24 protein-coding genes are annotated in these 23,824 nt (G+C 68.7%); 12 read left to right on the top strand and 12 right to left on the bottom strand.

Annotated features, from left to right (window positions below; all coding sequences use genetic code 11):
- Positions 1 to 72: 72 nt before the first annotated feature.
- Positions 73 to 522, bottom strand: a complete 450-nt coding sequence (locus Aple_RS03915; RefSeq protein WP_155343050.1) for a helix-turn-helix domain-containing protein — start codon at positions 520 to 522, stop codon at positions 73 to 75.
- Positions 523 to 761: 239 nt separating this feature from the next.
- The gene (locus Aple_RS03910) at positions 762 to 2,222 is read right to left on the bottom strand and encodes an AAA family ATPase (RefSeq protein ID WP_155343049.1); all 1,461 of its coding nucleotides are present in this window, start codon (positions 2,220 to 2,222) and stop codon (positions 762 to 764) included.
- 361 nt (positions 2,223 to 2,583) lie between these two features.
- Here Aple_RS03910 and Aple_RS03905 point away from each other — a divergent pair, with 361 nt between their 5' ends.
- On the top strand, positions 2,584 to 3,012 hold the full coding sequence (locus Aple_RS03905) for a DUF3592 domain-containing protein (RefSeq protein WP_155343048.1): 429 nt from the start codon (positions 2,584 to 2,586) through the stop codon (positions 3,010 to 3,012).
- A gap of 162 nt (positions 3,013 to 3,174) precedes the next feature.
- Here the strand turns inward: Aple_RS03905 and Aple_RS03900 are convergent, their stop codons facing one another.
- The 5 genes from Aple_RS03900 to Aple_RS03880 all read right to left on the bottom strand — a co-directional run bounded on the left by Aple_RS03900 (position 3,175) and on the right by Aple_RS03880 (position 9,248).
- Positions 3,175 to 3,801 carry a DUF305 domain-containing protein gene (locus Aple_RS03900; protein WP_155343047.1) on the bottom strand — a complete coding sequence of 209 codons (627 nt, stop codon included), beginning with the start codon at positions 3,799 to 3,801 and terminating at the stop codon, positions 3,175 to 3,177.
- A gap of 122 nt (positions 3,802 to 3,923) precedes the next feature.
- Entirely contained in the window at positions 3,924 to 5,210 is a 1,287-nt protein-coding gene (locus Aple_RS03895; RefSeq protein ID WP_218038098.1) for a DUF1996 domain-containing protein, read from the bottom strand.
- A gap of 410 nt (positions 5,211 to 5,620) precedes the next feature.
- A complete protein-coding gene (locus Aple_RS03890; protein ID WP_155343046.1) occupies positions 5,621 to 6,370 on the bottom strand; it encodes a lysophospholipid acyltransferase family protein in 750 nt (249 codons plus the stop codon).
- Between the two features lie 32 nt (positions 6,371 to 6,402).
- Complete coding sequence (locus tag Aple_RS03885) at positions 6,403 to 8,478, bottom strand: thiamine pyrophosphate-binding protein (RefSeq protein ID WP_246264099.1); 2,076 nt, start codon at positions 8,476 to 8,478, stop codon at positions 6,403 to 6,405.
- The gene (locus Aple_RS03880; RefSeq protein WP_155343045.1) at positions 8,475 to 9,248 is read right to left on the bottom strand and encodes a cyclase family protein; all 774 of its coding nucleotides are present in this window, start codon (positions 9,246 to 9,248) and stop codon (positions 8,475 to 8,477) included. The genes Aple_RS03885 and Aple_RS03880 overlap by 4 nt, the downstream gene beginning before the upstream one ends.
- A 198-nt stretch (positions 9,249 to 9,446) precedes the next feature.
- On the opposite strand from Aple_RS03880, the gene Aple_RS03875 reads away from it, so the two are divergent.
- The 6 genes from Aple_RS03875 (at position 9,447) to Aple_RS51815 (ending at position 13,537) form a co-directional block, all read left to right on the top strand.
- Complete coding sequence (locus tag Aple_RS03875; RefSeq protein ID WP_155343044.1) at positions 9,447 to 9,722, top strand: hypothetical protein; 276 nt, start codon at positions 9,447 to 9,449, stop codon at positions 9,720 to 9,722.
- A gap of 12 nt (positions 9,723 to 9,734) precedes the next feature.
- Positions 9,735 to 11,099, top strand: a complete 1,365-nt coding sequence (locus Aple_RS03870; protein WP_155343043.1) for a sensor histidine kinase — start codon at positions 9,735 to 9,737, stop codon at positions 11,097 to 11,099.
- Positions 11,100 to 11,762, top strand: a complete 663-nt coding sequence (locus tag Aple_RS03865; RefSeq protein ID WP_155343042.1) for a response regulator transcription factor — start codon at positions 11,100 to 11,102, stop codon at positions 11,760 to 11,762. It abuts the gene before it with no gap.
- 93 nt (positions 11,763 to 11,855) lie between these two features.
- Complete coding sequence (locus Aple_RS03860) at positions 11,856 to 12,503, top strand: GVDTG sorting domain-containing protein (protein ID WP_155343041.1); 648 nt, start codon at positions 11,856 to 11,858, stop codon at positions 12,501 to 12,503.
- A gap of 2 nt (positions 12,504 to 12,505) precedes the next feature.
- Entirely contained in the window at positions 12,506 to 13,087 is a 582-nt protein-coding gene (locus tag Aple_RS03855; RefSeq protein ID WP_155343040.1) for a class F sortase, read from the top strand.
- 303 nt (positions 13,088 to 13,390) lie between these two features.
- Entirely contained in the window at positions 13,391 to 13,537 is a 147-nt protein-coding gene (locus Aple_RS51815) for a hypothetical protein (protein ID WP_170321273.1), read from the top strand.
- Here the strand turns inward: Aple_RS51815 and Aple_RS55990 are convergent.
- Together Aple_RS55990 and Aple_RS03845 are read right to left on the bottom strand one after the other, a co-directional pair.
- Positions 13,534 to 13,755, bottom strand: a complete 222-nt coding sequence (locus Aple_RS55990) for an aldehyde dehydrogenase family protein (protein ID WP_155343039.1) — start codon at positions 13,753 to 13,755, stop codon at positions 13,534 to 13,536. The two genes, Aple_RS51815 and Aple_RS55990, sit on opposite strands and share 4 nt — an antisense overlap.
- Positions 13,756 to 13,939: 184 nt before the next feature.
- Entirely contained in the window at positions 13,940 to 15,160 is a 1,221-nt protein-coding gene (locus Aple_RS03845; RefSeq protein WP_155343038.1) for a cytochrome P450, read from the bottom strand.
- A gap of 124 nt (positions 15,161 to 15,284) precedes the next feature.
- On the opposite strand from Aple_RS03845, the gene Aple_RS03840 reads away from it, so the two are divergent.
- The 4 genes from Aple_RS03840 to dhaM all read left to right on the top strand — a co-directional run bounded on the left by Aple_RS03840 (position 15,285) and on the right by dhaM (position 18,426).
- Positions 15,285 to 16,076: an MIP/aquaporin family protein gene (locus Aple_RS03840; RefSeq protein WP_218038097.1), complete on the top strand. Its 792-nt coding sequence runs from the start codon at positions 15,285 to 15,287 to the stop codon at positions 16,074 to 16,076.
- The gene (dhaK, locus tag Aple_RS03835; RefSeq protein WP_155343037.1) at positions 16,073 to 17,065 is read left to right on the top strand and encodes a dihydroxyacetone kinase subunit DhaK; all 993 of its coding nucleotides are present in this window, start codon (positions 16,073 to 16,075) and stop codon (positions 17,063 to 17,065) included. Before Aple_RS03840 ends, dhaK begins: the two co-directional genes overlap by 4 nt.
- 351 nt (positions 17,066 to 17,416) lie before the next feature.
- The gene (gene dhaL, locus Aple_RS03830) at positions 17,417 to 18,049 is read left to right on the top strand and encodes a dihydroxyacetone kinase subunit DhaL (RefSeq protein ID WP_246264098.1); all 633 of its coding nucleotides are present in this window, start codon (positions 17,417 to 17,419) and stop codon (positions 18,047 to 18,049) included.
- A complete protein-coding gene (dhaM, locus tag Aple_RS03825; RefSeq protein ID WP_170321272.1) occupies positions 18,043 to 18,426 on the top strand; it encodes a dihydroxyacetone kinase phosphoryl donor subunit DhaM in 384 nt (127 codons plus the stop codon). Before dhaL ends, dhaM begins: the two co-directional genes overlap by 7 nt.
- A gap of 158 nt (positions 18,427 to 18,584) precedes the next feature.
- Here dhaM and Aple_RS03820 read toward each other — a convergent pair whose 3' ends face one another.
- Positions 18,585 to 19,346 carry an IclR family transcriptional regulator gene (locus tag Aple_RS03820; RefSeq protein WP_155343035.1) on the bottom strand — a complete coding sequence of 254 codons (762 nt, stop codon included), beginning with the start codon at positions 19,344 to 19,346 and terminating at the stop codon, positions 18,585 to 18,587.
- A gap of 57 nt (positions 19,347 to 19,403) precedes the next feature.
- Complete coding sequence (locus Aple_RS03815; RefSeq protein ID WP_155343034.1) at positions 19,404 to 19,658, bottom strand: Smr/MutS family protein; 255 nt, start codon at positions 19,656 to 19,658, stop codon at positions 19,404 to 19,406.
- A 239-nt stretch (positions 19,659 to 19,897) separates the two neighbouring features.
- On the opposite strand from Aple_RS03815, the gene Aple_RS03810 reads away from it, so the two are divergent.
- A complete protein-coding gene (locus tag Aple_RS03810; protein WP_281361521.1) occupies positions 19,898 to 23,227 on the top strand; it encodes a S8 family serine peptidase in 3,330 nt (1,109 codons plus the stop codon).
- A gap of 55 nt (positions 23,228 to 23,282) precedes the next feature.
- Here the strand turns inward: Aple_RS03810 and Aple_RS03805 are convergent, their stop codons facing one another.
- Positions 23,283 to 23,711: a CBS domain-containing protein gene (locus Aple_RS03805; RefSeq protein ID WP_155343033.1), complete on the bottom strand. Its 429-nt coding sequence runs from the start codon at positions 23,709 to 23,711 to the stop codon at positions 23,283 to 23,285.
- Positions 23,712 to 23,824: the final 113 nt, after the last annotated feature.

The following is a 23,824-nucleotide window of genomic DNA, read 5'->3' as shown; positions in this document are numbered from 1 at the left end:
CACATATCTAAGAGAAGTACAGTTACCATAACTGTACTTCTCTTAGATATGTCGTCAGCTATTCTCCGAGCGTTAGTAGGGCAGATCCGCGTCCTCTGCGGCCCCGATGATTCTTCGCCTTCCTTCAGCGCGACGCTCGCGGCGAGCCTGAAAGGCCAGGACATCGGCCAGCCGGACAAGGCGGTGACGGCTGTCGGGGAGGTGCTGCGCGGGGATCTCGCCTTCGTCGAGCAACCGGGTGACAAAAGGACGCGAAACGCCAAGCATCTGGGCGACCTCGTTGGGGGTCAGGCGAGTCTCCACAGCGAGCGCCAGGACGGCGTTGCCCCTGGCCAGGTCATGAATCGCCGCCAGCACCAGCGTGAGCAATGGCTCAGGCAGAACGATGTCCTGGCCATCCGTTCCGCGCAAAACGAGCTGCGCGGCATTCTCGGCGGTGGCCTCAACTCGAGCAAGGAACTCCTGCTCGTCACCATCCGCTTCGACACGTGTCGCATTGGCAAGAACGCCAGTTCGCGACATGACCACTCCCAGCTTGATATCTGCAGTAACTGCAACCCCTTGACTCATCGGACATCGTAGGCTCGGCGCATGGCGTGATGGTCACGGGGCCGCGGCAAGGGTCACCCTCACCGGCCATATCCCCCACCAGGCGCAGGCTCCCGTCCAGGGGCGAACCGCCCTCGAATGCGCCAGTTGATCCGTCTCCCCCAGCCAGGCTGGGGTCCAACCAGAGCTCTGACCTGGGCGAAGAGTGACTGCTAGTCGTACAGGTCGGAGAGGGTGATCAGGTCGACCTCGCCCTGGTCGCGGGTGTGGAGGAGGTCGTCGGTGAAGCCTGTGGCTGAGAAGCAGATCAGGCGGGTTTGGGAGGTGTCGTAGCGGTCGTTGTGGGAGAGCAGGTCGCGGATGCGGCGGAGGCGGTCGAGGTGGCCGATGCCCATGGTGTCGCCCCATTTCGCTTCGCCGATGGCCAGGAGTGGGGGTTTTCCGCCGTCGGCGTGGCCGATCGCGACCACGTCGAGTTCGTGGGTGGTGCGGTTCGCGGGGTCGTTGACGGTTCCTGCGGTGACCTCGACCGGCCAGCCGCCGAAACGGTCCTCGGCGAAGTGCAGGGTCCAGTCGCGGCAGAGGCGCTCGAAATGGGGGCCGAGGACGTTGCCGGTGAAACGCTGCGTGGCGTGCTGCCAGATGCGGTCGGTGGCGGTGGCGCGCATGAGCTGGGGCCAGAACGGTCGCATGATCGTGTGGTAGAAGGTGAGCAGTGGTTCCTTGATCCGGAAATTGGTGCGGTTGCCGCGGAAGGCGTCGCTCTCCCGGACGATGAGGCCCGCGTCCTCCAGAACCGTCAGCGGATGCGAGAGATCGTTGCTCTTGCGGCCGACATAGCCGGCGATACCGCCTCGCCCGTTGTTGCCCTCGGCGATAGCCGCGAGCACGGAGTGGTACATGGCGCTATCTCTCAGGTCGGGTTCTTCGGCCAGGAGATATCGGGCCTCCAGGAACATGGGACTGCCGGGCGACAGCACGGCCCGGACCACCCAGTCGTCGAAATCGCCGAGATCGCGGGGGCGGTCGTAGCGGATCATCTCGGTACGGTAGGCGGGTGTACCGCCGACGACCGCGTGCACCAGCGCCGCCAGGCGGACGTCCTCGATCTCCCAGAATCGGCGTGCGAGCCGGTAGTCGAGGGTGTCCACCGGCAGATCCAGCGACGCCCGCCCGCGAAGCGGCGCGTTGCCCGACAGCAGGCGGCCCATGAACGACATGGCCGAGCCGCACAGCAGCAGCCGGGTCCGCGATTCCACGCGCTCGGCCCGCCGGGGCGCGTAGGCCCCTTGAATGATCGACGGCAGCGCGGGATGTGCCCGGGCAAGGTACGGGAACTCGTCGATCACCACGGGGATCGCCCGATCCCTGCCGATCCGCAGCAGCGCGTCGATGGCGGTCGCCCAGTTCGGCAACACGAACGGAACCACCGGATCCAGATATCTCGTCAGCGCCGCACCCAGCGAGGCCAGGGATTCGGCGTCCGTCGCCTCCTGCGCCGAGAAGTAGAACCCGCCCGCCTCCTGGCACAACGATTCGAGAAGGAAGCTCTTCCCCTGCCGCCGGCGGCCGGACACCACACCCAGCGTCGCCCCGGGCTGTTCATCGCTCGCGAAACGCACCAGGGCCGCCCATTCGCGGTCCCGATCGAACATGTCCGGCGGCTTGCGCATCCACGCTCCAGCTTTGAGAAGTACAGTTATCATAACTATACTTCTCATAGAACACCGCTGGTCAGGCCTAGCTGATGCCCTCAACCCTTCGGCGGCTCCCCGCTGGTTAGGCGGCAGGGCCGCCGCCCGGGGTGATCAACATGGTGACGGGAAACGGCTAGGCCGTGTCCGCCTCCGGCACCAAGGACAAGGCCGGCTCGATCTTCAACTTGATCCGCTGGGTGAACGCCCAGACCATCAAGGAGACCCTCAACCCGCCCGTGGTCCAGGGCCCGTACCGGGGCGATATCCCGCCGTCCGGCTGGACCCCAGCCCGACCCGTCATCCCTCCGATAGGTGCCGAAGGCCGTAAGGTCGGTGGATGGTGTGGCAGGTCCTGTTCGCGGTCATGATCGAGTTCCTTGGGCTGCATCTTGTCGCCCGGGGGCGGGAGGTCATCGTCGTCGCGCGCGGATTCCAGGGCCGCTCGGTGACCAGCCGGGGAGAGGTCGTCCGGTTGCGCGTGAGCCGGGAGGGTGTGCCCCAGAAGCCCCGGTACAGCCACGTCTACCATCCGGTGCTGCGGTTCGTGACGGCGGATGGCGTGCGGGTCGAGGCGGAGTCACCCGTCGGCGCCAACCCGGCCCCCGCCCAGCCGGGAGACGTGGTGGCCATCCGGTACGACCCGGCCGACCCACGCCAGGTACGAATCGACGACCTACGCGGCCGAGGCACCCTGGTCGGCGGCATCCTCATAGGACTGGGCGTCACATTCCTCACGGCGGCTCTCGGCTTGCTCATCCTGGGCTGACGTCCCTGTGAACGATCGCGCGGGAATCGTTCCGGTGGCGACGGGTGCGGTTCTAGTTGCGGCGTGAGGGCTAGTGGATCTGGTGCAGTCCCAGCGGAACGGAAACCACGTCATCCAGGTCGCGCGGCTCAGCGGAATGCGCCGCTGGATCAGGCGCGATCATCAGTTCGAGGCTGGTTCCGTGCTGGTCAGGTGGTTGAGGGTGGCGAGTTGGGCGGTTCTGGATTTGACCATGGCGGTGGCGAGGGTGTGGGCCGTGGGGTCGGTGCCGGATTTGCCTTCGGCTTTGGAGATCAGGGTTACCTGTTCTAGGTGGCCGCGTAGGTGGGCGATGAAGAGGCGGGTGAAGGCGGGGCCGGTGATGGGGGTGATCATGGTCAGGTCGGTTTTGGTGACCATGCCGGGCATGTCGTGGCCCTCGTGGGGGTTGGCGCCGGTGATGCCGGCGCGGGTGAGGATTTCGCGGAGGGCGGGGAGCTCGGCGCGGTGGGCGGTGCCGACCTGGGCGGCCAGGCGGGCCAGGTCGGGGTCGGTGACGCGGCTGGGGGCCTGGTCGAGGAGCTGGAGAAGGCCCTCGTGCATGGGGATCATGAGCTGGGCCCAGGCGATGTCGGTGGCGTTGAGGGTGCCGGTGCTCAGGGGGTCGGGGTTGAGGGTGGCGGAGCTGAGGGTGGTCGGGTTGAGGGTGGTGGTCGCCACCGGCGGCGGGGCGGAGATCTGGGGGGTGACCGCCGCCGGTGACGGCGCGCAGGCGGCCACGAGGAAGGACAGGATCAGCAGGTTTCGCATCGAATGTCCTTCCTCGAGCCGTCGTGCAGGGGTGCCTTCTGGCAATCACCGCAAATGAATGCCGATGAGCGGATTCCTCCGGGCGATCGCGAGGGGATGCCGTCTCGATCAGTAGGTGGTTGTTACGGGGTGCCGTTGGCGCCGCACTTGATGATGGGGCGGATGCAGTCGCGGACGCGGCGTTCCATTTCGGCGACCGGCCAGGCGTTGAAGAAGTCGCCGTGCATGGTGTAGCCGGGGCCGGAGGAGAGGCGGAAGCCCGCCGGGTTGCCGTTGACCGGGTAGCGGAGGACCTGGCGGAGTTTGGGGACCGGGACGGGGTGGGTGGCGGGGCAGTCGCCGTTGACCGGGTAAGCCATGTGGCTCTTGTGGTCGGGTGAGTCCAGCGCCGTGCCGTTCCAGCACTGCGGGAAGTCCAGGTAGGACTCCAGCATGGTGCCCGCGGGGCAGGTCACGAAGTCCTTGCTCGGCGGCACCTGCCCGGCGTGCAGACAGGACCAGCGGGCGGTGGAGCTCGCGTCGGGGGCGGTCGCCTTGGCGTTGCCGGCCACGATCCGCAGGCCCAGCGGGATCGGCTGGGTCCTGGCGATCACGTCGTCCCGTACGCCTTCGCCGAGGTAGTAGAAGGTGGTGCCGGTCGGTTCGACGGGCACGTCGTTGACGTACAGGGTGGGCACCCAGTACGAGGACAGGTCGATCGACGGGTTGCAGTTGCTGGGCGCGTTCTGCAGGTCGGTCAGGGTGGTGAAGGCGTTGGTGACCGTGCTGCCGAAGAAGCTGTGCATGTGCGAGCCGCCGGGCAGGTTGGGGAAGACGATCGGGTCGTCGGGCAGCCGGTGGCTGAACGGGCAGTCGGCCAGGAATTCGGCCACCCGCACGATCGGGCCGCCTCCTCCCCCGCCGCCGGGGCCGTTCACCTGGAACTCCCACAGCGAGACGCCGTACGGGGTGGCCTTGGCGGTGGCGTGCAGGCGTACATAACGGCCGTTGCCGTTGACGTTGTACGTCTGGTTTCCGCCGGTGCCGTTGGTGACGGTGTGGATGGTGGTCCACGTGTTGCCGTCGGGTGAGGTCTGGATGGTGAAGGCGGTGGCGTACGCGGCTTCCCAGTTGAGCACGATCTGGTTGACGGCCTGGGCGGAGCCGAGGTCGACCCGGATCCACTGCGGCACGGAGAAGGTGCTCGACCAGCGGGTGCCGGGGTTGCCGTCGACGGCGGCGCCCGCCGGGGTTCCGCCGTTCTCGACGGAGGAGGCGAGCGTGGGGCGGCCCTGCGAGAGCACCGCGGCAGAGGCCTGTTCCGCCGTGACGAACAGGCTGGTGGCGAGCAGGGCGGTGATGGCGGCGATCAGGGTGGCCAGGCGTAGGCGGGTCCTGCCCGGGACACGGGCGCGGAAGGACATGGTCATGCGAACTCCAGGCATGGGCGGAACAGCCAGGGGGACACACGGGTCGCCGCCGCGTGCTAGGCCCGAGGCCGATTCCTCGGGAGGGCGAATGTCGGGGAGCGCTCCCTGCACGCAAAATGTCCCCTCTGCCACACACTTATGTCAAGAGTTAACTTAACTCTGATGTAATACAACGAACCCTTTGAAGCGGTCCAAAACTCCCGACGAGAGCGCTCTCCAGCCCATACCAGAGCAAGGATATTTGCCCTTTGACATGGACTTATGGCGAAATATCCACCCCATCGCCCCACCCACCGCCAAGCGTCAGCAGAAATCTTGACGTGCGATGAATGCTGAAGAACGGCCGGTTGACACGCCCGAAACCTCGCGTCACCCTGATTGAGGGAGCGCTTTCTTCATGATCCAGAACGTCAGCCGTGCTTGGCCTCGCGGGCCTCGCGTTCGGCGGCGTCCAGCGCCTCGGCCTCCTCGGGGGTGGGGGCGGAGCCGCCGAGATGGGCGGGCTGCCACCAAACGCCCTCGGGGATCTCGGCGTATCCGCGCTGCGCCTTGTCCACCAGTTCGGACATGCGCCGGCGCAGCTCGGCGGTGTGGGCGTCCATGTCCTCGCCGCGCTTGGGGTACATCGGCTCGCCCACCAGGATGGTGATCGGGATGTGCCGCTGGGCGATCGCGCGTTTGCGGCCCTTGGTCCACAGCCGCTGGGTGCCCCACAGCGCGACCGGGATCATCGGCGAGCTGGTGGCCGCCGCCATCCGCACCGCGCCGTTCTTGATCTCCTTGATGGTGAACGAGCGGCTGATCGTGGCCTCGGCGAAGATGCCGACCACCTCGCCCGCCTTGAGCGCGCGCAGCGCCGCCACATACGCCCCCGCGCCCTCGGCGCGATCGACCGGAATGTGGTGCATGCCGCGCATCAGCGGACCGGAGATCTTGTTGTCGAAGACCTCCTTCTTCGCCATGAACCGCACCAGCCGCCCCGACGGGCGGGCGGCCAGGCCGGCGAAGATGAAGTCCAGGTAGCTGATGTGATTGCTGACGAGCACGGCGCCGCCGGTCGTCGGGATGTGCTCGGCGCCGACGATGTCGATCTTCATGTCGAGCATCCGGAACATGGTCCGGAGGGCCCCGATAACCGGGGGGTACACAATCTCAGCCATGCGAGCACCGTAACAGTTCAGTGACCCCGGGATCAGTGACCACGGAACGCCTCCTCCAGCCACCACGACCCGCGGTGCGCGGCCACCTTCGCGTCGACCAGCAACGGCCGCTCGCGCGGGCCCTTGAGCCACTCGGCGACCCCGTGAAGATCTTCTTTCGCCCGTACGGTCAGCGCGTCGCAGCCGAAGCCGCGGGCGATGGCGGCGAGGTCGGCGGGCGGGAACGTGACCGTGCCGAGCGGGAATCCATCCGGGCCGAAATGGTGGACCTCCGCGCCGTACGCCTCGTCGTCGTACACGACGATCACCATGGGCAGGCCGAGGCGGACGACGGTCTCCAGCTCGGCCACGCCCATCAGCGCTCCGCCGTCGCCGAGCGCGGCCACCGGGAGGCGGTCGGGGCGGGCCAGCGCGGCGCCGATGGCGGTCGCCAGGCCGAGCCCGATGGCCTGGAAGGCCTGAGTGAAGACGAAACCACACTCGTCTGGGACGTCCATGAACATGGCCGGATATCCCATGAAATTTCCGGAATCGGTGGCGATGATGCGCTCATCGGGCAGCAAATCGTCCAGCCCAATCGAGAGCGTCCGCGGGTCGATCCTGGCTCTCCTCGCCGAGGCGCCGCACCCTTCGGTCCCCGAGCTTGTCCGGCCCTCCGCTGGCGAATCACCTTGCCCTTCGGTCCCCAAATCGGCCCTGCCCTCCGCTGGCGAATCACCTTGCCCTTCGGTCCCCAAATCGGCCCTGCCCTCCGCTGGCGAACCACCATGCCCACCGGTGTTCGGCGGCGCTTGCGAGTCGCCGGTCCCGTCGGATTCCGCGGAATCGTCCTCTCCGGTGGTTCCCCAGTCGTCGTAGGGGACGTCGCGCCAGCGGCCTTCGCGGGCGAGGCGCTCGGCCAGGCCCGGGGAGCGGTAGCCCATGCGGAAGGTGGTCACGTGGCGGGGGTTCAGCCGGTCCAGCACGTGCTTCGCCGTCTCGCCCACGTCTCCGACGACACCCAGGGTCACCGGCCGGTGGGCGCCGATCGCGCTGGCGTCGTGGTCGACCTGGACGACGGTGGTGTCCGGGCCGATCAAGCTGCCGTGCCGCATCGTCCACATGTTGAGCGCGCAGCCCCAGCCGACGATGAGGTCCGCGTCCTTGATCAGCTCAACGGCCAGCGGCGTGGCGAACCCGCCGCTCACATCCAGGTCCCACGTGCTCCCCCGGAACAGCCCCTTGGCGACAGCCGACGTGGCGAGCAGCGCGCCCACCCGATCAGCCAGCGCCACCAGCTCCATCCGCGCCCCGCGCGCGCCCCGCCCGGCGACGAAAACCGGCCGCCGCGCGCCGAGCAACACGTCGACGAACTCGTCCACACCGCTGATCCCGGAGCTCAAGGCACCGGCGGAACCTTCAACCCCGAAATCACCGGCCACCGAACCATCGGCCTCGAAACCGGCGACCTCCAAAAAGGCGGTCTCAGAGCCGGCACTTCCCGAACCGACAGTCTCCGAACTGCCGGCGTGCGGAACGCCCGTGTCGGACGAACTGACGGAGCCGCCTTCAGTGGAGAGCGCTCCGGGCACCTGCGAACTGGCTGGCGTCGCGAGTGTTTCGATCTCGAGGAGGACGGTCTCCTCGGTGACAGCCGCCTGGGCGTCGAGTGGCAGGTTGAGGAGGACCGCTCTGCCCGTGAGCGCGATCCGATAGGCCCTGACGGTGTCCTCGACCGCGGTTCCGGCGGAGATCCTGATCGTCAGGGCTCCCACGGCAGTGGCGAGGGCCGCTTGGTCCACGTAGAAGTTCGAGCGTGGCGACGTCACCTCTCCGGCCAGCAGCAGGAGTGGTGTGCGGCTTTTGGCCGCTTCGGTGAGGCCGGTCAGCGCGTTGGTCAGCCCCGGTCCCTGATGGACGGTGACCACGCCGACCTCGCCGCTCATCCGCGCGTACGCGTCGGCCATCGTGACCGCGCCGCCCTCATGCCGGGCCGCGACGAACCGCGCACCCCCGTCCACCAGGGCGTTCGTCACATGGAAATTGCCGCTGCCCACCACGCCGAAAGCGGTCCGCACCCCGAGGCGGGCCAGCGTGGCCCCGACCGCCCCGGCGACGTTCACGGTCATCTCTCGACGAGGGCCAGCACTCGCAGCGGGCTGCCGGAGCCGCCGACGATGGGCAACGGCGGGGCCACGACCACGGCGCCGGTGGCCGGCAACCGGTCGAGGTTGCGCAGCTGGGTCAGGCCGTACTTGCCCGCGCCGAGCAGGAAGGTGTGGCACGGGAACGCGGGGTCGAAGGAGTGGGCCGCGCCCGCGTCGGTGCCGACGGTCTCCACGCCGACTCCGGCGATGGAGGTCCGCTCGGCGAGGTAGCGGGCGCATTCCACGGAGATGCCCGGCGTGTGCGGGCCGCTCTCGTTGGCGTTCAGGAATTCGGCCTGGTCATGGGCGTACGCGTCCCAGCCGGTGCGGTAGAGCAGCCAGCCTCCGTCGGGCAGGGCGCCGTGCTCCTTCTCCCAGGCGGCGACGTGATCGACTTCCAGCAGGAAGTCGGGGTCGGCGGCCGATTCGGCGGCGAAGTCGAGCACGACCGCCGGGGCCAGGAAGCGGGACGGCGGGACCTGGGAGACGTCCTCGCCGTCGCGGGCGGTGACCCAGTGGATGGGGGCGTCGAAGTGGGTGCCGGTGTGCTCGCCGGTGGCGATGTTGTTCCAGTACCAGCCAGGGCCGCGGTCGTCGTACCGGCTGATCTCCTGGAGTGTGAACGGGATCGTGTTGCCGAACGGCTCGGGCAGCATGAGGATCGGCGTCGAGCTCGCCAGCGGCGCGGTCAGGTCGATCACCTCGATGGAGCCCGCACGAATGCCCGCCACCAAATCCCGCAAAACCGACATGATTCCTCCGACTGCGCTTATGGCCGCGCCTCCGGCACGGCGGGCTCGGCCGCTCCGTAGCCCGCAGACACAGGAATGGCCAAGCCAGGTGCTTGTCCCCGATCTTCCTACAGCCGATCGGCCACGGTATAGCCCAAGATGAGAGTCTTCTCATCCTGGGCTCAGGTTGGGCTCCTGGAGCGCGGCGAGGATGGCGGCATGAGTCGCCGGATATCGGTTGTGGTGCTCCTGGCCGGGGCGGTCGCCGTCGCGCTCGCCTTCGTCGGAATCGTCTGGGCGGCCGGGACCGGCACCCCTGACCTGGGCGGTCCCGTCGTCGTTACGGCGGCGCCCGCCGGAAAGCCCGCCCCCTCGAAGCCGACACCGGGGACACTGGACCCTGTATCGACAAAGCGCGCGGATCCGGTCAAACCTCCACCGCCGCAGCGAGGTGGGGACGACGATGACGACGACGATGAGGGCGATGACGACTGATCGGCTCGGCGGGTGAGCGCCCGCGCCCGGATCGTGGGCTGGATGTTGCTGCTGGTCGCGCTCGCCCTGTCCGTCTCCCTCTTCGCGACCTGGACGATCCTGCTGGGCCGCCTCGACGACCGAGTGAACGAGGAACTCCGCAACGAGACCATGAAGCTCCGCTCCTACGCGGACAGCGTGGACTCCACGGGCTGGACGGTCTCCAGGCTCCTCGACTCCTACCTCGCGGTCAACGTGCCGGACCGCTGGGAGACCTTCTTCACCCTGGTCGACGCCCGCCCCGACTCGAGAACCGGCGTCACTCCCCCGGTGCGGCTGGACGACGACGAAGATCTGGTGGAGATCCTTGGCGAAGCCACGGTGGCCACCCCCGGACGATGGCAGAGCGCCGCCGGTGAGGTGCGATACGCCACCATTCCGGTACGGGTGACCGGCGACGACCGCAGCGGCCATTTTGTGGTCGCCGTCTTCTACGACCGGCATCGCGAGGAAGTGGTCGAATCCGTGCGCGTGCTCGCCTTCACCGCGCTCGCCGCGCTCGCCCTGGCGGGCGGGGCCGGCTGGTTCGTGGCGGGCCGCGTCCTGGCCCCCGTCCGCCTGGTACGGCAGGCAGCCGCCCAGATCACCGACTCATCCGACCTGACCCGGCGGCTCCGCGTGTCCGGGAACGACGACGTGGCCGCGCTGGCCGCCACCTTCAACCACATGCTGGACCGGCTGGAACGGGCGTTCGCCGCGCAACGCGAGTTCGTCGACGACGCCGGGCACGAGCTGCGTACGCCGATCACCGTGATCCGCGGGCATCTGGAGCTGATGGGCGAGGACGACCAGGCCGAGACGCTGGCCCTGGTCACCGACGAGCTCGCCCGGATGAACCGCATCGTCGATGATCTGCTCACCCTGGCGAAGGCCGGGCAGCCCGACTTCCTCAGTCCCGAGGAGGTGGAGCTGGCGGATCTGACGGTGAGCGTGGTGGCCAAGGCGCGGGCGCTCGGGGATCGGCGGTGGCGGGTGGAGGAGGTCGCCGAGGAGCGGGTGCTGGCGGATCGGCAACGGCTGACGCAGGCGCTGGTGCAGCTGACGGCGAACGCGGTGCGCCATACCCGGGTGGGCGATCTGGTCGCGGTCGGGTCTTCTGTCCGGGACGGGCTGGTACGGCTCTGGGTGCGGGACAGTGGCCCCGGGGTTCCGGCCGAGGACCGGGAGCGCATTTTCGAGCGGTTCGTGCGGGGCGGGAGCCGTACCGGCGAAGGGGCCGGGCTGGGCTTGGCCATCGTGCGGTCGATCGCGGAGAGCCACGGCGGCACGGTCAGGGTGGAGGAATCCCCCGGCGGCGGAGCCCTATTTGTCATGAAATTTCCGTGTAAGGAGGTGTAGGTGAATCGCATTCTGATCGCGGAGGACGAGGAGCGGATCGCGTCCTTCCTGGAGAAAGGGCTGCGCGGGAGCGGCTTCGTGACGACGGTCGTGAGCGATGGGCTGGCCGCCTATGAGCACGCCAGGACCGGAGAGTTCGATCTTCTGATCCTGGACATCGGCCTGCCGCTGAGCGATGGCTTCACCGTGCTCCGACGGCTGCGCGAGTCCCGGGTCGGGATCGCGGTCATCATCCTGACCGCCCGGGACAGCGTCGTGGACACGGTCGCGGGCCTGGAGGGCGGCGCCGACGACTACCTGTCCAAACCCTTCGCCTTCGAAGAGCTCCTCGCCCGGGTACGGCTCCGCCTGCGCTCCGACCGCCTACCCGAAGTGACCGTGCTGAAAGCCGGCGACCTAGCCCTCGACCTGCGCACCCGCCGCGCCCACGCAGCCGACCGCTCCATCGACCTCTCCACCCGCGAATTCGCCCTAGCCGAGGTCTTCTTCCGCCACCCCGACCAGGTCCTGACCCGCGAACAACTCCTCAGCCACGTCTGGGGCTTCGACTTCGACCCCGGCTCCAACGTCGTCGACGTCTACGTCCGCTACCTGCGCCGCAAACTCGGCCACGACCGCATCGAGACCGTACGCGGCACCGGCTACCGCCTCCGCGCCGAGTGAGAACCCTCTCACCAACCCATCACGGTCACCCCACCCCGCCCCCGAATCCTGGAACCAGCCGCGAAAAGCGGCCCAACCTTCCAGGAGCCCACAATGACCGAAACCTTCCGCCCCACCCTCCTCGCCGTAGCCCTCGCCTTGGGCCTGACCACGACCACGGTCGCCCTCACCTACCCAGCCCAGGCGACCCCCCTCTCAGCGATCACCACCGCCGATGACGACGACGACGACCGTGACGACGATGACGACGACGACCGGGCTCGCGGAGGTTCGGACGATGACGATGACGACCGCAGGCCCCGAGGCGGCGTCGACACCGGCCTGGGCGCGACCCAGGACGATGACGACGATGACGACCGCCCGAGCGGCGGCGTGGACACCGGCAAGGGCGGCAGCTCGGACGATGACGACGACCGTCCCAGCGGCGGGGTCGACACCGGAAAAGGTGGCGCATCTGACGATGACGACGACGACCGTCCCCGGGGTGGCGTGGACACCGGCAAGGGTGGTGCCAGCGACGATGACGACGATGACCGCCCGAGTGGCGGGGTCGACACCGGCAAGGGCGGCGCTGCCGGGCTGAGCGACGACGACGAGCAGCCGAGCGGCGGGGTCGAAACCGGGCTTGGCGGGACGGCCGACAGCGGGACGTCTCCGCTGGTTCCGCTGGGGCTGGCCGGGGCGGCCATGATCGCCGGTGGTGGGTTCTGGCTGCGCCGCAAGCTCACCGCGGAGAGCTGACGATGAGCGCCCTGACCGTCAGAGGCGGATTGACCCTCGCCACCGCCACGCTCCTCACGATCGGCTGCGGCACCACCGCCTCCGCCGGCATCCCCGCCGAACTCCCCCAGCCAGTGGCCCTGCAACCCGCGGCCGCCATCCAGAAGGACGTCGCCGACCCGGTACGCCTGAACATCCCCGCCATCGGCGTCTCCACCAAGGTGATCGCCCTCCCCCTGGACCGCGAAGGCCGCCTGGTCGCCCCCCGCCAGTTCGACCGCGTCGGCTGGAACAAGGCGGGCCCAGAACCCGGCGAGAAAGGCGTAGCGGTCATCGCGGGCCACGTCGACTCCAAGACCGGCCCCGCCGTCTTCTACCGCCTCCGCCAACTCTCCAAGGGCGACCGCATCCACGTACATCGCAAGGACGGCACCAAGGTCACCTTCACCGTCCAACGCGTCGCCCGCTACCCGAAGAACCGCATCCCCAACACCACCGTCTACACCGCCAAATCCGGCACCCACCTCCGCCTGATCACCTGCGGCGGCACCTTCGACCGCTCACGGGGCAGCTACCGCGACAACATCGTGGTCTTCGCCCGCTGACCACACCCGGGATCGCCGACGCGACACAGCGTCGGCGATCCTTCCGCGCCACGCGCCGGGGATGCGAGCAGACGAACAGCGTGGGTCGCCCAACCTTGGCGTGCGACCCGCCACAGGATGCGAATCTTTGCCCCAATGTGTGCCGTGGATTTGCGTTCCCTCGGGTTATCCCTACCGATCGCGTGGTTGCGTAGAAACCGAACCGCGCGCCGTTATGCGATTCTCGGGAAACCATTGCGACGCTCCGTCGGCCCCAGGGCGAGCCCCCAGGGCCGGAGACGAATCCGTTACGGAGCGATTCTCATGATCCGAGCACTCGGAACCAGCGTCCTGCTAGCGGTGATCATGCTCACCACAGCGACCCCGAGCCTTCAAAAGGACTGGGGCGATGACGGCTGGGACGACGATTGGGACGACTGGGACGACGACTGGGACGACTGGCGCTACTAGGTAGTCCGCGCCACGACACTGCCGAACAGCGACGCCCCGGAAGGAGATTCCCTGCGGGGCGATGCTGTTCCCACATCGTCCAGCACGATGCCGGCGTCATTGCCGCCGAGCTCCAGGATCATCCGCTTGAGGTCGCTCGCGGCGGCCACCGCCACCCGCTTCCCCGTCTCCGTCGAACCGGTGAAACCGATCTTCCTGGAGACCGGGTGGGCGGTCATCAACGCCCCGAACGGGTCCTTCCTCTGACGACGTTCAGCACGCGCGCCGGGGACCTGCTCGACGGTTGGCGGTACATCCTCGCCGACGCATCGATTCCGACGCTGGGTGGGAAGGGCTGCTCAGCGTCGCCCGGGAAATCGAATGACGACCTCGCCCATCGCCCACGTGGTCAGCGACGGCCCCTTACCAGGTGACCGGAAGCCTGAGCACGCCGTTGATGGGCGACCAGATCTTGAAGGGGATCTCCTCGACCGGCGCCGCCAGGCTGAGCGTCGGAATCCGGCGCAGCAGGGTCTCGAAGATGACCTGGAGCTCGACCCTGGCCAGCTGCTGGCCGATGCACTGGTGCACGCCGTAACCGAAGGCGAAGTGGTCGCGCGCGCCGCGGTGGATGTCGAAGGTCGCCGCGTCCGGATAGTGGGCGTCGTCGCGGTTGGCGGACAAGTTCAGCGGGATGATCCCGTCCCCGGCCGGGATCACCTGACCGCCGATCTCGATGGGCTCGGTGGCCACCCGCAAGACGATCAGGTGCACGATGGTCAGGTAGCGCAGCAGCTCCTCGATCGCGGCCGGGATGAGCGCCGGGTTCGCGCGCAGCTCGGCGAGCTGGTCCGGGTGCTGGAGCAGGGTCAGCGTGCCGAGCGCGGTCATGCTCGCGGTGGTGTCATGACCGGCGACGATGAGCACCAGGCCGCTGTTGATGATGTCCTGGTGGGTGATGACCCCGTCGCGGGCGGCCAGGACGAGCCGGCCCAGGATGTCGTCGCCGGGGTCCTCCTGGGCCTGCTTCTCGGCCGCCAACTCGCCGATGTACGCCCGCAGGCTCGCATTGGCCCGCAGGGCGCGCGGAAGTGCCTCGGGGTCGGTGACGTCGGTGGCGTTCAGCAGCTCCTCGGCGGCCGTGTTGAAGAACGCGCGGTCCGCCGCCCGCACGCCGAGGATCCAGCTCAGCACGGTGGACGGCACCGGCAGCGCCAGGTGCTCCACCAGGTCGACCGGCCGGTCCGGCTGGGCGAGCATCGCGTCGATCGTCTCGTCGACCAGGCACTGGATGTCAGGGCGGAGCGACTCCACCCGCCTGACCATGAAGTTCTTCGACAGCAGGCGGCGGAACAGGGTGTGCTCCGGCGGATCCATCCGCAGGAACGAGCGCTCGTGCTCGGCCGGCACGAAACCGAAGTTGGGGAACCCGGGATCGCGGGAGTCGGCGCTCACCCGGGGGTCGGCCAGGATGGCCCGGACATCGTCGTAGCGGGTGACCAGCCAGGCCCGCTTGCCGCCGGTCAGCGTGACGCGGACCACCGGGTTCTCCGCGCGCAGCCGGGCATAGGCGGCCGGCGGATCAATGACCGGCCGGGGCCAGGGGAAGATCTGGGCGAGGGTCGAGGACAGCGTCTCCGTCATGGTCGCCTCGACATGCCCACCAGTGTGCCAGGTGCCAGCTCCTGAAGATCGCCGGTAATGCCGTCTTGACGGCGCGAGCCAGGCGATTTAACTTCTATGAAATCGTGTTCGACATTGTCGAACAATGTTCACGCCAGTTCTGGACGGTGTCATGAGCGACTCCCCCACCACCCCCCAGAAGCTCCTCGCCGAACTCCTGGGCACCGCCTTCCTCGTCTACGTCGGGGCGGGTTCCGCCGCCGCGACGGGCGTCATCGCCGCCGGCACCCAGGTGCCCTTCTCGATGGCCCAGCTCGGGGTGATCAGCTTCGCCTTCATGCTGGTCATCGTGGGCACCGTGTACGCGATCGGCCACATCTCCGGCGGTCACATCAACCCGGCCGTCACCCTCGCCCTGGCGGCGACCGGCAAGTTCCCCTGGCGCGAGGTCCCCGGCTACATCGCCGCCCAGGTGGTCGGCGCGGCCACGGGGGCCCTCGCCATCTTCGTGACCCTGGGCGCCGACGCCGCGAAAGCCGCCGGCGGCGGAGTCACCACGTACGCGGCGGAAACGGGCTTCCTGCGCGGCACCCTGATCGAGGCGATCGGCACCTTCATGCTGGTCTTCGTGATCTTCGGGGTGATCGATCGCAGGGCGGTGCCCGGCTGGGCGCCGATGGCCATCGGATCCATCGTGTTCGCGATCATCATCATCGTGGGCCCCGCGACCGGCGCCGCCATCAACCCGGCCCGCTACGTCGGCCCGTTCCTGGTGACCGCGGCGTTCGGCGGCACGGTCGGCTGGGACCAGCTGCCCGCGTACCTGATCGGTGACTTCGCCGGTGGCCTGCTCGGCGCGCTCGCCTACCTCGGGCTTGCCGTCGCGCGCGACAGGGCAGAGGTTGAGAGCACGACTCCAGTGAGGACGGCACCGTGAAGAAGCTCATCAACAGCGTCGACTCCGTGGTCACCGACGCCCTGACCGGCATCGCCGCCGCGCACCCGTCGCTCCGCGTGGACCTCGACAACAAGATCATATTCAGGGCGGCGGGTCCGCGCCCCGGAAAGGTCGGCCTGGTCTCGGGCGGCGGCTCCGGCCACGAACCCCTGCACGGCGGTTTCGTCGGGTACGGCATGCTCGACGCCGCCTGCCCCGGAGAGGTGTTCACCTCCCCCGTGCCCGACCAGATGATCGAAGCCACCAAGGGCGTGCACGGCGGCGCGGGCGTCCTGCACATCGTCAAGAACTACACCGGCGACGTCTTCAACTTCGAGATGGCCGCCGAGCTGTGCGGCGACGAGGGTGTGGAGGTGGTCAGCGTGCTCGTCAACGACGACGTGGCCGTCCAGGACTCGCTCTACACGGCGGGCCGCCGCGGCACCGGCGCGACGCTGTTCGTGGAGAAGATCGCCGGCGCCCTGGCCGAGACGGGCGCCTCGCTCGCCGACGTGGCCAGGATCGGCCGCGAGGTCAACGAGCGCAGCCGCTCCTTCGGCGTCGCCCTCACGCCCTGTACGGTCCCCGCCGCCGGGAAACCCACTTTCGAGCTCACCGAATCCGAGATCGAGCTGGGCATCGGCATCCACGGCGAGCCCGGCCGGACCCGCGCCGCGCACGCCGAGGCGCGGGAGATCGTCCGGGTGGCGATGGACGCGATCAACGACGACCTTCCGGTCTCCGGAGAGCTCCTGGTGCTGGTCAACGGCATGGGCGGCACGCCGCTGATGGAGCTCTACATCGCGTACGCCGAGGTCGCGGCCTACCTCAAGGAGAAGGGGGCCACCGCGGTACGCAGCCTGGTCGGCAACTATGTCACCAGCCTCGACATGCAGGGCTTCTCCGTCACCACCTGCGCCCTGACCGAGGAACTCACCCACCTTTGGGACGCTCCGGTCGAGACCCCGGGGCTGCGCTGGGGCCGCTAGTCAGACCGATTCCGATCCACCACAAATCAGGAGCTGCCGTCGGAACGGAGCGCAGCTTCGAACCGCCACAACCAGGAATTACCGTCGTCGGAGCAGAACGCGGCTTCGATTCACCCCAAACCAGGAACTGCAGTCGGAGCGCAGCTTCCGATCCACCGCAAGCCAGGAACTGTCTTATTTGGTTCCTCGACACCGTGGCCGAGCCGTTCGTGGACTCGGCCACGGTCCGGCCTCGCAGCCGGCACCGATCTCTCGTTGGCCATCCCCCACCCTGCGTGCCGTAATGTCCGCCGGGTGGGGGCATAACTCGAAATATCCGTCACATTGCGTGCATACAGACCGGGAGCTCTCTTGGACACCTCGTTCTTCGTCGCCTGGATGGAGGAGATCGCGACAGCCGTACAGGCTCAGCGTGATCATCTGACCCAGCTGGACGCCGCCATCGGGGACGCCGATCACGGTTCGAACCTGGATCGCGGCTTCGGGGAGGTCCGGCGGGCTCTGGCCGACTCGCCGCCGGAGACGCCCGGGTCGGCGCTGCTGCTCGCGGGGTCCACGCTCATCCGCAAGGTCGGCGGCGCGTCCGGCCCCCTGTACGGGACGGCGTTCCGCCAGATGGGCAAGTCCCTCGGGGATGTTCCAGACGTTTCGCTCGCCGAGTTGTCGACCGCGCTGGACGCCGCCCTGGCCGGGGTGCAGAAGCTGGGCGCGGCCGTGGAGGGCGACAAGACGATGGTGGACGCGCTCGCTCCGGCGGTGCGGGCGCTGGCGCAAGCCGTACAGGAGGGGGCGAAGCCCGAGGACGCGCTGAGCGCGGTCGCGGCGGCGGCGCAGGAAGGGGCGCGGGCCACCATTCCGCTGCAGGCCCGCAAGGGCAGGGCCAGCTACCTGGGTTCGCGCAGCGCCGGTCACGAGGACCCCGGCGCGGCCTCCACCGCGCTGGTGCTGAGCGCGCTCCGGACGGCGGGATTCCGGACATGGTAGGCATCGTGCTCATCTCCCACAGCCCCCAGCTGGCCGTCGAAGTGGCCGAACTCGCCGCCCAGATCGGCGGCAGGGACGTCCCCATCGCGGCGGCCGGCGGCACCGACGACGGCCGCCTCGGCACCAGCATCACCAAGGTCGCCGACGCCATCGCCACCGTCGACCAGGGCGACGGCGTCATCCTCCTGATGGACCTCGGCAGCGCCGTCCTCACCGCGAAAACCCTCCTCGACGAACACCCCCGCCCCCGGGTCTTCCTCGCCGACGCCCCCTTCGTCGAGGGCGCCATCTCCGCCCTGGTCACCTCAGGCGGAGGCGCCGACGTCAAAGCCGTCCTCACCGCCGCCGAGGAAGCCCGCCACATCGGCAAGCTCTGATCCCCTCCTGCTTAAAACGCCCAATGCCGCAGCCGCTCTTGGCGCCGGTGCGGCGAGAACCGCCACCTGCGTGAACGGCGCCGGATAACGGCGAGTAACGCGACGACCTGCTCATTCTGTTAGGCGCTACGTGATCCCATCCCCAGCCAGATCGCAGGTCACCCGTAGGCGGATGTGCTCCGGGGCGCCCCGAGGTCACGAGAGAGCGCCCGGGCCGACTCCCGCACCGCCAGCAGGAGATCGTTCCGGCGAACCCCGAGCAGCCGTTCGGCCGGCCCCACCACCCCGATCGCCCCCGCGACCACCCCGCCCCTGGTGAAGACGGGCGCCGCGATCCCCGCGTCCCCCAGCGCCGCCTCCTGATCCTCCACGGCCATCCCCGTCCGCCGCACCGCGGTGAGCGCCTCCTCCAACTGCTCCCGTTCCGTCCGCGTCTGCCCCGTCAGCGCGACCAGCGGCTCCTCGAACAGCTCCTCAATCCTCGGGTGATACGCCGCGATGGCGTGCCCCAGCGCGCACGCGTGCCACGGAATGGCCGCCCCCACCTCCAGGATCTGCATCATGTCGTCCGGCCGGAACACGTGATGCAACACGATCACCCGCGACCCCGACAACGTCGCCACCCACACCGACTCATTGGCCCGCTGCGCCAGCGAATCCGCCCACAACAGACTCCGCGCCCGCAACTCCGACCCATCCAGATACGCGTTCCCCAACTGCAGCACCGCGGGCCCCAGCGCGTACTTCCCCGTCTCCGCGTCCTGAACGACCAGCTCATGCCGCTCCAGCGTCCGCAACAACCCATGCACCGTCGGCTTCGCCAGCCCCACCCGCTCCGAGATCTCGGTAACCCCCAACCGAGGCGCCCCCGCCCCCAGGGCCCGCAGAATCAACGCCGCCCGCTCCACAGACTGGATCACGGTTCGATTATGCCGAACAGAGTTCACTTCCCGAGCCCGAGGGCCTCCGCCCAGATGTCACTTATGCCGGAAGTACACGAACAGGCGGCCGTGGTTCTTGGCGTCCTTGTCGATGCGGTGGTAGAGGGCCTTGATGTGTTTCTGGTCGAGGAAGCGGAGGACCTTCTTCTTCAGCTGGCCGGAGCCCTTGCCGGGGATGATCTCGACTTCGGTGGCCTTCTTGGCCAGGGCCTCCTGGATGATCGCGTTGAGGGCGCGGTCGATTTGGTCGCCCTTATTGAAGATGTCGTGGAGATCCAACTTCAGCTTCATGCGATGAGTGTAACTCGCGCCCAAAATTGCCACCCACCATGTCAAATCGGCATCTAGCGGGGGAAATGGTGGCTAGTTAAACTCCCCATCAGGCCTGGACTACCGCCAAGCGGTGGTCAAGCCGTCGTCAACCACTGGGGAGGGTTGAGTCTCTTCCGTGCGCCCTGAAGGCGCCTGCCGGGGGTGGCGCGACGCCTCTTTGCTGTGCGACGAGTCCCGCAGTCCCTGATGGAGGTTTCGTGTCAAGGAAGCCACGTTCGACAAGGCACTTACGTCTGACCGGCGTCGCGGCCGTTCTCGGCCTGGTCGCGGCAATGGTCCCGGCAGGGTCGGCGACGGCGGATCCCACCCCGTCGCCGACTCCCTCGTTCACCGCGATCCCGCTGGGCGATCCTGAGCTCGTGTACGGCGCCAAGTCGGCCACCGGGCAGCTGGCGAAGAGCGATGAGAGCCTGCTGAAGTCGAGCTCCTCGGAGCCCGTGAACGTTGTCGTGAAGCTGGACTACGACTCGCTGGCCGCCTACAAGGGCGGGTTGAGCGGGCTGCCGGGCACCAGCCCGGCGGTGACCGGGGAGGATCTGGACCCCGGCAGCGCGGACGCCAAGAAGTACGTCAAGCACATCGAGGGCATAGAGAACAAGTTCCTGGCCGCCCTGCCCGAGGAGGTCGCGGGCGCGAAGGTCGGCCAGAAGCTGCGCACCGTGTACGGCGGCGTCGCGCTCACCCTGCCCGCCAACGAGGCGAAGGACCTGCTGAAGCTGCCGGGTGTGGCGGCCGTGCAGGAGGACACGCTGGAGAAGCCGCTGACGGACTCCAGCCCGGACGCCATCGGCGCCACCCCCGTCTACAACGAACTCGGCGGCGCGCCGTCCTCCGGCAAGGGTGTCATCGTCGGCATCCTGGACTCGGGGGCGTGGCCGGAGCACCCGTCCTTCGTGGAGACCGCCGAGATCCCGGCTGTCCCGCCGAAGGCCGACGGGACGCCGCGTACCTGTAACTTCGGCGACAACCCGCTGACCCCGGCCTCGGACGTGTTCGTGTGCAACCGGAAGCTGATCTCGGGCCAGCCGTTCCTCGCCACCTACAACGCGCTCGTCGGCGGCGACGTCTACCCGACCAGCGCGCGTGACTCCAACGGCCACGGAACCCACACCGCCACCACGTCGGCGGGCGGGCCGGTGGCGGACGCCAACCCGCTCGGCATCTCGCGCGGGAAGATCCACGGCATCTCGCCCGCCTCGCACGTGGCCGTCTACAAGGTCTGCGGCGCGGAGGGCTGTTTCTCCACCGACTCGGTCCAGGCGATCGCGCAGGCCATCCTGGACGGCGTGAAGGTGATCAACTTCTCCATCTCGGGTGGCGCGAACCCGTACAGCGACGCGGTCGAGCTGGCGTTCCTCGACGCCTACGCGGCCGGCGTCTTCGTGGCCGCCTCGGCGGGCAACTCCGGGCCGGGCGCGGGCACGACCGACCACCGCGGTCCCTGGCTGACCACGGTGGCCGCGTCCACGCAGAAGCGCACGTTCGAGTCGACCATCACCTTCACCGGCGGGCCGACGATCAAGGGCTCCTCGATCACGGCCGGCATCGACACGGCCGCGCCGGTGGTTCTGGCGTCGGCGCCGCCGTACAGCGACCCGCTGTGCATCAACCCGGCGCCGCCCGGCCTGTTCACCGGGAAGATCGTGGCGTGTGAGCGCGGGCCCAACCGGGTGCTGAAGGGCTTCGCCGTCAGGCAGGGCGGCGCGGTCGGCATGATCCTCTACAACAGCACGCCGCTGGACATCATGACCGACAACCACTGGCTGCCGGCCGTGCACATCGACAAGCCGGCCACCGACGTGATGCTGGCGCACCTGGCCGCCACGCCCGGCGCGACGGCCACGTTCACCCAGGGTACGAAGGCCAACTGGCAGCGTGACTCGATCACCACGTTCTCCTCGCGCGGGCCGGGCGGGGACTTCCTCAAGCCGGACGTGACCGCGCCCGGCCTGCACATCCTGGCCGGGACCACGCCGACGCCGGAGTCGCCGCTGGAGGGCCCGCCCGGCAACCTGTTCCAGGTCATCGCCGGCACCTCGATGTCCTCGCCGCACGTGGCGGGCGCGGCGGCGCTGCTGCGCTCGCTGCACCCGGACTGGACGCCGGGGCAGGTCAAGTCGGCGCTGGAGACCACGGCGCGGACCAACGTCACCAAGGAGGACCGGGTCACCCCGGCCGACCCGTTCGACACCGGCGGCGGCCGGATCGACCTGGGCGAGGCCTACGACGCGGTCCTCACGCTCGACGAGACCGCGGCCAACTTCATGGCCTCGGCGGACGACCCGCTCAACCGGATCGACCTCAACCTCCCGTCGATCAACGCGCCCACCATGCCGGGCGTGATCACCGCCAAGCGCACCGTCAAGAACGTCACCGACGAGACCGTCTCCTACACCGCGCGCGGCAAGACCACCAGCGGCGCGTCCATCACGGTCTCGCCGGCGGAGTTCGACGTGCCGGCGGGCGGGAGCGTCGAGCTGACCATCACGATCAGCGCGCCGGCGCTGCCGGACGGGCAGTACTTCGGGGAGATCGACCTCCGGCAGGAGGACGGGAACAAGGACCACCGCCTGCCGGTGGCGTTCTTCCGCAAGGAGGGCGCGATCCCGCTCGAGCAGAGCTGCGCGCCGTCCACCATCGTCCGCAACGCCGGCGAGTCCACCTGTACGGTCACCGTCCAGAACGACACGCTGGAGGACACCGAGCTCACCGCTACGAGCACGCTGAATTCCAAGCTCCGCCTCAACAGCGTGACCGGGGCCACCATGGTGGACACCCAGACCGCCACCGTCCAGGAAACGCTCTCCGGCAGGCAGCCCGACCGGCCGGTCATCGCCCCCGGCGAGTTGTTCGGCTACCTCCCGCTGGACGCGTTCGGCGTCACGCCGATACCGGTCGGGGACGAGCAGGCGCTGAACTTCACCGTCCCGGCGTTCCAGTTCGCCGGGCAGACGTTCACCCGGATCGGCGTCACCTCCAACGGGTACGCGGTGGCGGGCGGCACCAACGGCTCGGCGGACATCCAGTTCACGCCGCAGTCGCTGCCGGACGCGGCCCGGCCGAACGGCGTGCTGGCGCCGTTCTGGACGGACCTCGACGGCACGGGCGCGCCCGGCATCCTCGCCACCACGCTCACGGACGGCGTCAGCGACTGGATCGTCCTGGAATGGCGGCTCAACCTGTTCGGTACGAGCAGCCAGCGGGTGTTCCAGCAGTGGATCGGCGTCAACGGCGTCGAGGACATCACCTACACCTACCCGGGCGCACTGCCCTACCCGGGTGACGCGTACGGGCTGACCGTGGGCGCCGAGAACGTCGACGGCTCCGCCGGAAGCCAGATCCCGGCCGGCACCGGGGTCACCTCGGACTACCGGGTCACCAGCACGCCTGGCGCTCCCGGTGAGTCGCTGACGTACACGTTGAAGGTGAAGGGCGTGGCCGGCGGCACCGGCACGGTCACCACCGAGACCTCCACCGACCAGGTGAAGGGCATCACCGTGGAGGTGGACAACATCACCGTCCAGTAGCAGCGCAGACGGGCCCGGCGGATCATCCGCCGGGCCCGTCCCGTGCTAGCGAGGTTCAGCCGCGCAGGTAGCCGACCAGGTGCTCCCGTTCGGATTCCAGTTCCTCGATGGCGCTCTTGACGACGTCGCCGATGCTGACGATGCCGACGAGCCGTCCGTCCCGTACGACGGGGACGTGCCTGATCCGATGGTTGGTCATGGTCTGGCGGAGGTCCTCCACGTTGGCGTCCGGGGCGCAGGTGCGCACCTCGGAGGTCATGATGGAAGAGACCGGTCCGCCCAGGACATCCGAGCCACGCTGGTGGAGATGCCGCACGACATCACGTTCCGAGACGATTCCAGCGATGGCGGCTCCGTCCTCGGACACCACCACCGCGCCGATGTTCTGCTCCGCGAGTACGCCGAGCAACTCCGCGACCGTGGCTTGCGGAGTCACGGTGACGACACCGGCTCCCTTACCCTGCAAGATCGTACCGATCAGCAACCGACACCACACCCTTCCTGCCGGGGGTACAGGTGGGGATCCCCTTTTCGGATCCCGGCTAAGCGTCCGAAAAGGCAAATCCTGTCCACACAGGGGACAACCCTCAATGACCC

It is taken from the genome of Acrocarpospora pleiomorpha (genome assembly GCF_009687885.1).
In the GTDB taxonomy this organism is placed as follows: Bacteria; Actinomycetota; Actinomycetes; order Streptosporangiales; family Streptosporangiaceae; genus Acrocarpospora; species Acrocarpospora pleiomorpha.
Note: the sequence above shows the minus strand (reverse complement) of the source record. Positions and strands in the feature narration are given on the sequence as shown.

Excerpts from the sequence above, each read along its gene's own strand:
- Aple_RS03915 (WP_155343050.1), bottom strand. The coding sequence starts at position 522 with ATGTCGCGAACTGGCGTTCTTGCCAATGCGACACGTGTCGAAGCGGAT.
- Aple_RS03910 (WP_155343049.1), bottom strand. The coding sequence starts at position 2,222 with ATGCGCAAGCCGCCGGACATGTTCGATCGGGACCGCGAATGGGCGGCC.
- Aple_RS03905 (WP_155343048.1), top strand. The coding sequence starts at position 2,584 with ATGGTGTGGCAGGTCCTGTTCGCGGTCATGATCGAGTTCCTTGGGCTG.
- Aple_RS03900 (WP_155343047.1), bottom strand. The coding sequence starts at position 3,801 with ATGCGAAACCTGCTGATCCTGTCCTTCCTCGTGGCCGCCTGCGCGCCG.
- Aple_RS03895 (WP_218038098.1), bottom strand. The coding sequence starts at position 5,210 with ATGACCATGTCCTTCCGCGCCCGTGTCCCGGGCAGGACCCGCCTACGC.
- Aple_RS03890 (WP_155343046.1), bottom strand. The coding sequence starts at position 6,370 with ATGGCTGAGATTGTGTACCCCCCGGTTATCGGGGCCCTCCGGACCATG.
- Aple_RS03885 (WP_246264099.1), bottom strand. The coding sequence starts at position 8,478 with ATGACCGTGAACGTCGCCGGGGCGGTCGGGGCCACGCTGGCCCGCCTC.
- Aple_RS03880 (WP_155343045.1), bottom strand. The coding sequence starts at position 9,248 with ATGTCGGTTTTGCGGGATTTGGTGGCGGGCATTCGTGCGGGCTCCATC.
- Aple_RS03875 (WP_155343044.1), top strand. The coding sequence starts at position 9,447 with ATGAGTCGCCGGATATCGGTTGTGGTGCTCCTGGCCGGGGCGGTCGCC.
- Aple_RS03860 (WP_155343041.1), top strand. The coding sequence starts at position 11,856 with ATGACCGAAACCTTCCGCCCCACCCTCCTCGCCGTAGCCCTCGCCTTG.
- Aple_RS03855 (WP_155343040.1), top strand. The coding sequence starts at position 12,506 with ATGAGCGCCCTGACCGTCAGAGGCGGATTGACCCTCGCCACCGCCACG.
- Aple_RS51815 (WP_170321273.1), top strand. The coding sequence starts at position 13,391 with ATGATCCGAGCACTCGGAACCAGCGTCCTGCTAGCGGTGATCATGCTC.
- Aple_RS55990 (WP_155343039.1), bottom strand. The coding sequence starts at position 13,755 with ATGACCGCCCACCCGGTCTCCAGGAAGATCGGTTTCACCGGTTCGACG.
- Aple_RS03845 (WP_155343038.1), bottom strand. The coding sequence starts at position 15,160 with ATGACGGAGACGCTGTCCTCGACCCTCGCCCAGATCTTCCCCTGGCCC.
- Aple_RS03840 (WP_218038097.1), top strand. The coding sequence starts at position 15,285 with ATGTTCACGCCAGTTCTGGACGGTGTCATGAGCGACTCCCCCACCACC.
- dhaM (WP_170321272.1), top strand. The coding sequence starts at position 18,043 with ATGGTAGGCATCGTGCTCATCTCCCACAGCCCCCAGCTGGCCGTCGAA.
- Aple_RS03815 (WP_155343034.1), bottom strand. The coding sequence starts at position 19,658 with ATGAAGCTGAAGTTGGATCTCCACGACATCTTCAATAAGGGCGACCAA.